This is a genomic window from Xanthobacter sp. BG11Y11_SDJG (genome assembly GCF_057364445.1).
This window is the reverse complement of record NZ_JBNFNU010000533.1, coordinates 1-2,284: the sequence shown is the minus strand read 5'-3', so window position 1 is coordinate 2,284 and position 2,284 is coordinate 1. Positions and strand designations below refer to the sequence as shown.

The following is a 2,284-nucleotide window of genomic DNA, read 5'->3' as shown; positions in this document are numbered from 1 at the left end:
GGCCGCCGCCGAGCCGACGCGGCCGACGGTCTTCTCCCCGGCCATGATCTCGCTGCCCGGCGCCGGGGGCGGCATCGAGCAGCGCCTGCACGCGCGGGTGCGGGGCGTGCCGCGGTGCTGCATGCGCGCCACCACCTCCTGGCCCACATAGCAGCCCTTCTTGAAGTCCACCCCGCCGAGCTGGTCCATGTCCGCCTCGTGGGGGAAGGCGTCGCCATAGGCGAAGTCCGGCCCGCCCTTGGGGATGCCGAGGTCGATGCGGTGCGCCTCGTAGGCGGAGGCGTCGTCGGAGAGTGCGGCAGCGGCCTCGGCAGGCAGGATCAGCCGGCCGCCCAGCGCCTCCAGGCGGGGATCGGGAAACAGCCGGCCCTCCGGAGCCGCCGCGCCGCCGAACACCGCCGCCACCGCGAGGTCGTCCGCCGCCGCGCACGTCACCTGGGCGCGCAGCTTGTAGAAGCCGAGGCGCTTCAGCAGGTCGGCGGCTTGGCTCTGCGGCGCGTCCAGCAGGAAGCTGTCGCCGCCTTCGTCATAGAGCAGGAAGTCGGCGATGATCTTGCCCTGCGGGAACAGCAGCGCGCCGTAGCGCGCGCCGCCCTCGGGCAGATCGGCGACGTTGCAGGTGAGGATATTGTGCAGGAAGTGCCGCGCATCGGGGCCATGGACACGAATGAGCGCACGATCAGTCAAATGAACGACGGGCATGGGACCGTCCTTGTCAGAAATAAAAACTCATCATAAAGCCCGCTGCGCCCTGCCCTCAAGAGCGAGACCCGCGCCATGGCCCAGACCTTCGACCTCCTCATCAAGGGCGGCACCGTGGCGACGCCGGCCGGCATCGGCGGCGCCGACATCGGCGTCACCGGCGGGCGCATCCAGGCCATCGGCGACCTCGCGCGCGCCGACGGGGGCAAGGTGGTGGACGCGCGCGGCCTCCACGTCCTGCCGGGCGTGATCGACACCCAGGTGCATTTCCGCGAGCCGGGCCTCGACCACAAGGAGGACCTGGAGACGGGCTCGCGCGCCGCCGTCATGGGCGGGGTGACGGGCGTGTTCGAGATGCCGAACACCATCCCGCAGACCACCTCCGCCACGGCCCTCGAAGACAAGGTGCAGCGCGCCACCGCGCGCATGCACTGCGACTTCGCCTTCTATGTGGGCGGCACGCACGACAACGTGAACGACCTGCCGGAGCTGGAGCGCCTGCCCGGCGCCGCCGGCATCAAGGTGTTCATCGGCTCGTCCACCGGCTCGCTGCTGGTGGCGGACGATCCGGGCGTGAAGGCGATCCTCAAGGCGATCCGCCGCCGCGCCGCCTTCCATTGCGAGGACGAGCCGCGCCTGCTGGAGCGCAAGGGCCTGCGCGTGCCCGGGGATGCCTCGTCCCATCCGGTGTGGCGCGACGAGGTGGCGGCGCTCACCGCGACGAAGCGCCTGGTGGCGCTCGCCCGCGAGACCGGGGCGCGGGTGCACGTGCTGCACGTGACCTCGGCGGAGGAGATGGACTTCCTGGCGGGCGCCAAGGACGTGGCCTCGGTCGAAGTAACGCCGCACCACCTCACCATGGCCGCGCCCGACTGCTACGACCGCCTCGGCACGCTCGCCCAGATGAACCCGCCGGTGCGCGGCGAGCGCCACCGCGCGGGCCTTTGGGCCGGCATCGCCAATGGCGTCGTCGACGTGCTCGGCTCCGATCACGCCCCCCACACGCTGGAGGAGAAGGCCAAGCCCTATCCCGACAGCCCCTCGGGTATGACCGGGGTCCAGACCCTGGTGCCGCTGATGCTCGACCACGTGGCGGCGGGCCGCCTCACGCTGGAGCGCTTCGTCGATCTCACCAGCGCCGGGCCGGCGCGGCTGTTCGGCACCGCCCTCAAGGGCCGCATCGCGGTCGGCTACGATGCCGACTTCACGGTGGTGGACCTGAAGCGGCGCGCCACCATCACCAATGGCTGGATCGCCTCGCGCGCGAAGTGGACGCCCTACGACGGCGTCGAGGTCACCGGCTGGCCGGTGGGCACCTTCGTGCGCGGCGCCAAGGTGATGTGGGAAGGCGAACTGACCGCCCCCGCCACCGGCGCGCCGATCCGCTTCCTGGAGACGCTGGCGGGGCGTTGAGCCCCGCCGGGCACAGGTCCGGCCGCGCACTATCTGCAGATTCCGCACCGCCGTTATGCTCCGGCTTGACCGGAGCATCCATGCGCCTCGCCGCGCCGCGCCCGGCCGCAATATGGGCCCTCCGGTCAAGCCGGAGGGCGACGGCGGGGGCAGGGCGACGGCGCTCGCG

At 72.0% G+C, this 2,284-nt stretch carries 2 protein-coding genes; one reads left to right on the top strand and one right to left on the bottom strand.

Features of this window, described 5'->3' with window-relative positions:
- Positions 1-702, bottom strand: a 702-nt coding sequence (ygfZ, locus tag AC2W7M_RS24010) for a CAF17-like 4Fe-4S cluster assembly/insertion protein YgfZ (protein WP_486135489.1), incomplete at its 3' end; no start/stop codon positions are given.
- A gap of 75 nt (positions 703-777) precedes the next feature.
- On the opposite strand from ygfZ, the gene AC2W7M_RS24005 reads away from it, so the two are divergent.
- On the top strand, positions 778-2,115 hold the full coding sequence (locus tag AC2W7M_RS24005) for a dihydroorotase (protein ID WP_486135487.1): 1,338 nt from the start codon (positions 778-780) through the stop codon (positions 2,113-2,115).
- The last annotated feature ends 169 nt before the right edge of the window (positions 2,116-2,284 follow it).